Origin of the sequence: Streptomyces kronopolitis (genome assembly GCF_014646275.1) — a bacterium.
GTDB lineage: Bacteria > Actinomycetota > Actinomycetes > Streptomycetales > Streptomycetaceae > Streptomyces > Streptomyces kronopolitis.
Window position 1 is genome coordinate 154,833 of record NZ_BMND01000016.1, and the last position, 7,241, is coordinate 162,073.

Genomic DNA, 7,241 nt, shown 5'->3' on the forward strand with positions numbered 1-7,241 from the left:
ACCCCCCGCGGCGGTCGGCCCCCGGACGTGGGCCGGACGGGTGACGGGAGGGTGACGCGGGGTGACCTGCCGTCGGGGTCAGGGGCGGACGCGCAGCACCTGCGGGTCGTGGTCGCTGGCCTGGTCGGCGTACTCGGCGTTGATGTGCACGATGTCGTAGTCCGCCCTGGTCAGCGGGCGGGTGGTGAGCATGTGGTCCAGCACCTGGGAGTTGCCGCTGTAGACGTAGCCGTAGCGCTCGGCGGCGGGCAGCCGGTTGACCTGGTCGGTGAGCACCCCGCCGGCGGTGAGGTCCTTCAGGGCCGGCGAGAACTGGTAGTCGTTGAGGTCGCCGGCCACCACGACGCCGGCCTTCGGGTCCTTGGCCAGCAGATCCTTGACGAAGCCGTTGACCAGCTGGGCCTGGCCGGTGCGCTGGGTCTCCGACGTCCGCGCCGGCGGCTGGAAGCGGCTGTCCAGGCCCTGGTCGCCGCCCTTGGAGTTGAAGTGGTTGGCGATCACGAAGACGCGGCTGCCCGGGCGGCTCTTCAGCGAGAACTGGCCGGCGAGGGGCTTGCGGCTGTCCTTCCACGCCTCGTCGGTCGGGGCGATCCGGCCGGGGGACGCGGACAGCGTGGTCTTGTCGTGGTCGCCGACGACCTTGACCGGGGTGGTGGCGTCGCCGCCCTTGACGTCGGTGAACGACACCCGGTCGGGGTTGAACAGGAACGCCGTGCGGATGTTGCCGCCGGGCTGGCCGCCGTCCTGGTCGTTGACCGGGTCGATCTGCCGCGACTCGTACGCCGGGCCGCCGGCCGCCTTGATGGCGTCGGTCAGCTTCTTGAGGGTCTCCCCGGCGGTGACCACCCCGTTGTCCTTGGGGCCGCTGTCGTCCTGGACCTCCTCCAGCGCCACGACGTCGGGGGTGGACAGGTTGGTCACCAGCGCCTTGGCCAGCCGGTCGAACTTGGCCTGCGGGGTGGCGGGGGAGAGGTTCTCGACGTTGTAGGTGGCCACCGCCAGCTCGTCGGACTTCTGCTTGCGGGTGGTCTCCGGCGCCGGGCCGTGGTCGGTGACCTTGCCCAGCTCGGTGGCCTGGAGGCTGTAGCCGCCGAAGTTGTCGTAGTCCAGCGGGCCGGCGGTGGTGCCGGTCAGCGCCTGGCCGACGTCGGCCACCGGGAAGGGCTGCTGCGAGAACGGGATCAGCGACGCCACCTTGAGCCGGCCGCCGTTGGGGTCCGCGTACGAGCGGTAGAGCGTCCCGCCGCGGGTCGTGCGGTTGTGGCGGGGCTCGGCGGTCACCCACAGCTCGTGGTAGCTGTTCGTCGGGCCGACGACCGGGGCGCCGGAGACGGAGACCCGCATGCCCTCCAGCGACTCGTAGCGGTCCAGCGCGTACGAGGTGGGGCGCAGCTTCAGCGACTCGATGCTCTTGCCGCCGCCGGCCGACGGGGCGTAACGATTCGGCACCGAGGCGGCGTTGAGCTTGAAGGCGGCCGGCAGCGGGGCGTCGGAGGAGACCGTCTTCCAGCTCGCACCGGTGATCTCGGTGACGGACTGCAGACCGGCGTCCTTGCCGCCCGGGTAGTACTCGCTGACCGTGCCGGAGAAGGTGATCGAGTCGCCGACGGCGACCTTCGGGGTCTCCTTGCCGGTGAAGACGAAGACCGCCTCGCTGGTGGCGGGGTTCTTGTCCGGGTGCGGGTCCTGCACCCAGAAGCCGCGGGCCGAGCCGAACGAGCGGATCGCGGTGACGGTGCCCGGCACCTCGCTGACCTCCTGTCCGGCCAGCGGGGATATCCGGGTGCTGCCTTGGATGTCGTGGATCCGGGTGCCGGCCGCGGAGGCGGACTGCGTGCTGGTCAGCAGTCCGCCGGCCAGGGCGGCACAGGCCACCGCGCCGAGGGCGAGGGGCTTGCGGAGCGAACGACGGGACGGCATGCATGCCTCCGAGGGGTGATGGGGGGTGGTCGGTGCAGCGAGCCTACGGAGCGGTAACCGGCGCGCTACGCGCGTCAATCTCTTGTGTGCGCACGGGAGTTGTCAAGCCTCTGCCGGTGACCGGCGGGGGTCGCGGGGGTGAACCGTCCGAGATCCGGAGAATTCCGTCTACGCTTGGGCGGCGCACACCCCAGCCACCGCTGGGCGGGGGTCCTTCTCCCGAGCGGTAGCCGGGGGAGTACCCCCAGCCGTAGTCCGTACGAGGAGCTGAGCACCCGATGTCCGCAGACCGTCCCACCCTGCCGCCGGTGCGGCTGCACTCCGAAGCGGAGCTGGCCCGGGACGCGCTCAGCGCCCCGCTGATGGCCCGCGCCGCACAGCTCGCCCGCTGGGCCGAGCGGGGCGTCCCGGTCGGGGTGGGCGGCGAGATCCTCCAGGAGCCGCTGGCCGCCGCCACCGAGCACCTCGGCCTGGCCGGCGACGAGGACGGCCCCGCGTACACCGCCGAGGCCTGGCAGCTCGCCGTGGACACCGGACTCGTGGAGATCGAGGAGGCCCCCGACGGCGAGGACGGCACCGACCTGCCCGACAACGCCGCGGCCGGCACCGCCACCCCCGGCGAGGAGCTGACCCTCCTCACCTCCGGCAGCCCGCAGGACGTCCTCGACATCTGGCTCGGCGGCATGGAGACCGTGCTCGCCGACGCGGCCGCCCCCGACCTGTCCGACCTGGCCGACCAGCTCACCCAGGGCGGCGAGCTGGACCTGGACTCGATCGACTGGAACCCGGAGGAGGAGGCCGAGCTGCTGGACGGCATCCTCGGCAACCTCTATCTGCTCACGGCCCTGAACGAGGACCCCGGCCAGGCGGTCCCGCTCCCCGCGCTGGCCGCCTCCATGATCGTCCCGGAGGACATGGACGAGCCCACCGACGACGTCCTCGAAGAGGTCTCCGAGGCGATGATGCGCCTGGACGACCAGTTCCGGGTGCTGGAGCCGATCGGCCTGGTCGCCTACCAGCCCGTCGACGAGGCGCTCATCGAGGAGCTCGACGAGGACGGCGAGGCGGTCCGGCCGGACGGCGCGCCGGCCACCTCCGGCGACGGGCCGCTGACCGACGAGGACGTCTCCCGCTACGGCCTGGTCCGCCTCACCCCGCTCGGCGTCTACGCCGTCCGCGCCCGGATGCTGGACGCGGGGGTGGACGCCCCGGCCGTCGGCGACCTCACCGACAAGGGCGCCGACGTCCTCCTGGCGGCGCTGCCCGACTACCCCGAGCCGCTCGCCCAGGCCGAGTCCGAGCGCTGGCTCGCCGCCCGTACGCCGCTGGACGCCGCGCGGGACCTGCTCGCCGCGGCCCGGGGCGACGACGAGGACGCCCCGCGCCGCCGGCTGGCCACCCAGCAGACCCTCTCCCTGGTCTCTCCGGACGCCGAGGAGGCGCTGCGCGCGGTGCTCGACGACCGGCAGCTGGGCGGTCTGGCCCGGGTCTGGCTCGCCGAGCGGGCGCTGCCCGGCATCCCCGAGCCGTCCCAGGAGATGATCTTCTGGCTGACGGTGGACACCATCGCGGCGCAGCTCGACAGCGCCGACGAGGAGGCCGCCGACGAGCTGCGCGAGCTGATCCTGGGCCTGACCGAGCAGCACAGCGGCTTCTTCGAGACGGCCTGGCGGGTGGACCACCCGGCCACCGCCGACGTCCTGGAGGCCATGGGCCGGCTGCACCCGGACAAGAAGGCCGCCAAGGAGGCCCGCAAGGCCGCGTTCAAGGCGCGCTCGCGGCAGTCGGACTGAGCGGCGCCGGACGGCCGGGCGGCGCGCGACGCGCCGCGGGGGCCGGTCCGGCGGATCAGGGCCCGCCCGGCCCCGGTCCGCCGGACCGGCCCCAACTGCTTCCTGGATGTCGCGCGGCGTTCAACTGGAGTTCGACGGCGCGCGGAAACGTGTGCGGCGCAGGTCCCAGGGGAGACGATTCCGGCCATCGTGGAGATGACAATGCCGCTCACTCGAAGAGACTTCGCCACGCGTTCCGCCCTCGCCGGCGCGGGAGTCGCGCTGGCCGGCAGCGCGGGCGTGCTGGCCAGCGCGCCCGGCGCCCTCGCCGAGGAACTGCCGGACGCGGGAAGCGACGGCAGCCCGCAGGGGCACGGCGCCGGCTACGGCCCGCTGATCCCCGACCCGGACGGCATCCTCGCCCTGCCCGCCGGGTTCTCGTACCGGATCATCACCCGCACCGGCGTCACCACGCTCGACAGCGGTGAGTCCACCCCCTCGAACCACGACGGCACCGGCACCTTCGCCGGTCACCGCGGCACCACCCTGCTCGTCAACAACCATGAGCTGAAGGGCCCGCGCGCCGACTGGCCGCACCCGGTGCCGCTCACCGAGGGGCTGGTCTACGACCCGGCGGCGGCCGGCGGCTGCACGGTCGTCGAGGTCGCCAAGGACGGCACCCCGGTCGGCGAGCGGGTCGGCATCGCCGGCACGTCGACCAACTGCGCGGGCGGCACCACCCCTTGGGGCACCTGGCTCACCTGCGAGGAGACCGAGGACAAGGCCGGCGAGCACGGCATGACGAAGGACCACGGCTACGTCTTCGAGGTCGACCCGCACGACCTCGCGGCGGGCCGGCAGCCCCACCCGGTCAAGGCGCTGGGCCGGTACGCCCACGAGGCCGTCGTCGTCGACCCCAAGCGCGGCCACCTCTTCCTGACCGAGGACGCCGCCGACCCCAACGGCCTCTTCTACCGCTGGACCCCGCCGCACGGCTTCCGGCACGGCCACGGCCGGCTGCGCACCCTCGCCGCCGACGCGGGCGTGCTGGAGGCCTTCAAGTGCTTCGACTCCGGCGGCCGGTTCGTCGACGACCTCTCGCGCGCCACCAAGGCCGGCACCGTCTACGGCGTCGACTGGGTCGAGGTGCCCGACCGCGACGCCCGGAGCGTGTCGGTCCGCAAGCAGTTCAAGGACGGCGAGATCACCCGCGCCCGCAAGCTGGAGGGCCTGTGGTGGGCGGACGGCGGCGCCTACGTCGTCTCGTCCTACGCCCGCGCCGAGAGCCCGGTGCCGCACGACGGGCAGGTGTGGTTCTACGACCCGCGGCGCCGGACGCTGACCCTGAAGGTGCTGCTGGGCGTCAACCCGGACCCGGAGCGGGACGGCGCGCTGGACGGCCCCGACAACATCACCGTCTCGCCCTACGGCGGTCTGATCATCGCCGAGGACGGCGAGGGCGTGCAGCACCTCTTCGGCGCCACCGACGACGGCCGGACCTACCCCGTCGCCCGCAACGAGCTGAACATCGGCACCGCGGACAAGCCGGAGTTCAGCGAGTTCACCGGCCCGGTGTTCTCCCCGGACGGGCGGACCCTGTTCGCCAACATCCAGGAGCCCGGCATCATGCTGGCCATCACCGGCCCGTGGAAGCGGCACCGCCGGCAGCGGTAGCCGATCCGCCGGTGGCCGGACGGCGAGGCCCCCGCCCGGAGCGGCGGCGGGCCTCAGCCGGCCGTCGCGGTGAGGACGTAGTAGTCCAGCAGACCGGTCTCATAGGCCGTCAGATAGCGGCGCGGCCACTCGTCGCGCAGCTGCGGCCGCTGGGCCATGTAGCGGTCGTACTGCTCCCAGACCCCCTCGCCGATCGGCCGGACGCCGACCTGGCGCAGGCCCGCCGCGGAGAGCTCCGCTGCGACCTCGTCGACCACGTGCGGCACGTCCAGGCCGTCGGCGTACGGGGGCAGCAGCTCGGGCAGCGCGCGGGCGGCGGCCGGGGTGCGGGCGAAGAACGTCGTCAGCGCCAGCCGGCCCCCCGCGCGCAGCACCCGCGCCGACTCCCGGGCGAAACCGGGCAGATCGCGGAAGTGCTGCGCGGCCTCGACGGAGAAGAGGCAGTCCACGCTGTCGTCGGGCAGCGGGAGGGCCTGCGCCGCGCCCAGGCGGAACTCCAGCCGGCCGGCGGTGTCCGGGGCGGCGAGCAGTTCCGCGTTCGCCTCCCTGGCGCGGGCGATCTGGTCGGGGTGCGCGTCCAGCCCGATGACCGTGCCCAGGCCGAACTCCCGCAGCGCCAGCGCGCAGCCCAGCCCGCGGCCGCAGCCGACCTCCAGCGCGGTGCGGCCCCGCGTCCCCGCGAAGGTGCCGAGCACCAGGCGGTAGAGGTCCTGCTCGCTGCGGATGCGGTCGGCCTCGGTCAGCGGCCGGTCCGCGGGGCCGGCCGGCTCCGCCCAGTAGCCGAAGTTGATGAAGCCGCCGGCGAAGGCGGGGACGGTGCTGAGGTCGTGCTCGCCGTAGACCTCCACGACCCGGTCGGGCAGGTCCGGGGGCCCGGCGGGCGGCGGCTGCTGCGTCATCGAACGCTCCTCGTGCGTGCCGTGCCGTGCCGTGCGGGGACGGGGCGGGGGAGGGCGGGATCCCGGGGCGCGGCGGTCGGCGGACGGGATGCGGTGGCACCCGGCGGTACGGATACGGACGGCACGATTCTCGGCCCGGAGCACTCCCGCACCGGGGAAGGCGCGCCGCCGGTACGGACGCTGACGGGCCGTCATGCCGGTCTGTCCTGCCGTCTCGCCGCCGCGGGCGGCCCCGCCCCGGACCGCGGGCGGGGCAGGGCCGGGCGGGACCTCGTCGGGCGGGGCCGTCCGAGCGGCTAACCGCCCCGGCTCACAGCGCCTGGGCGGCCGGCTTGGTCATGCCGCGGACCGTGCGGGCGTCGACGAACTCGCCCAGCGCGGTCATCTCCCACTCGCCGGAGTACTGGCGCACGAGCTTCGCCATCATGACGCCCGTGCGCGGCTCGGCGTGGGTGAGGTCGAAGCGGACCAGCTCCTCCCCGCTTCGGTCATCCAGCAGGCGGCAGTACGCCTTGGCGACCTCGGAGAACTTCTGGCCGGAGAAGGAGTTCACGACGAAGACCAGGCCGGTCACCTCCGGGGGCAGCCCGCCGAGATGGACGGTGATCGCCTCGTCGTCGCCGGCGCCCTCGCCCGTGAGGTTGTCGCCGGAGTGCTGGATCGCGCCGCCCAGGATCATCAGCTTGCCGAAGAAGCAGTTGTCGACCTTCTTGCGGTCCGGGCCGTAGGCGAGGACGGAGGCGTCCAGGTCGATGCTCTTGCCGCGGAAGGCGGGCTCCCAACCGAGGCCCATCCGGACCGAGCTGAGCATCGGGCGGCCGCCCTTGACCAGCGAGACCGTCTGGTTCTTCTGCAGGCTGACCCGGCCCTTGTCGAGGTTGATCTTTCCGGTGCCGGGGGCCGGGGCCGGGGCGGACGGCGCGGGAGCCGGGGCACCGGTCGTGGCGGCGGGCGGCGGGGCGCCCGGGGCCGGGGC

5 protein-coding genes are annotated in these 7,241 nt (G+C 73.9%); 2 read left to right on the plus strand and 3 right to left on the minus strand.

The annotated features are described in order from the left end of the window. Positions 1 to 78: 78 nt before the first annotated feature. A complete protein-coding gene (locus IEY78_RS18960) occupies positions 79 to 1,920 on the minus strand; it encodes a DUF8508 domain-containing protein (protein WP_189099810.1) in 1,842 nt (613 codons plus the stop codon). Between the two features lie 278 nt (positions 1,921 to 2,198). On the opposite strand from IEY78_RS18960, the gene IEY78_RS18965 reads away from it, so the two are divergent. After that, the gene (locus tag IEY78_RS18965) at positions 2,199 to 3,713 is read left to right on the plus strand and encodes a hypothetical protein (RefSeq protein WP_189099812.1); all 1,515 of its coding nucleotides are present in this window, start codon (positions 2,199 to 2,201) and stop codon (positions 3,711 to 3,713) included. Positions 3,714 to 3,914: 201 nt separating this feature from the next. After that, entirely contained in the window at positions 3,915 to 5,366 is a 1,452-nt protein-coding gene (locus IEY78_RS18970; protein WP_189099841.1) for an alkaline phosphatase PhoX, read from the plus strand. Positions 5,367 to 5,419: 53 nt separating this feature from the next. On the opposite strand, the gene IEY78_RS18975 is transcribed toward IEY78_RS18970, so the two are convergent. After that, a complete protein-coding gene (locus IEY78_RS18975; RefSeq protein ID WP_189099814.1) occupies positions 5,420 to 6,265 on the minus strand; it encodes a class I SAM-dependent methyltransferase in 846 nt (281 codons plus the stop codon). A 310-nt stretch (positions 6,266 to 6,575) separates the two neighbouring features. Beyond that, positions 6,576 to 7,241: TerD family protein (locus IEY78_RS18980; RefSeq protein ID WP_189099816.1), on the minus strand; the 666-nt coding region annotated here is incomplete at its 5' end.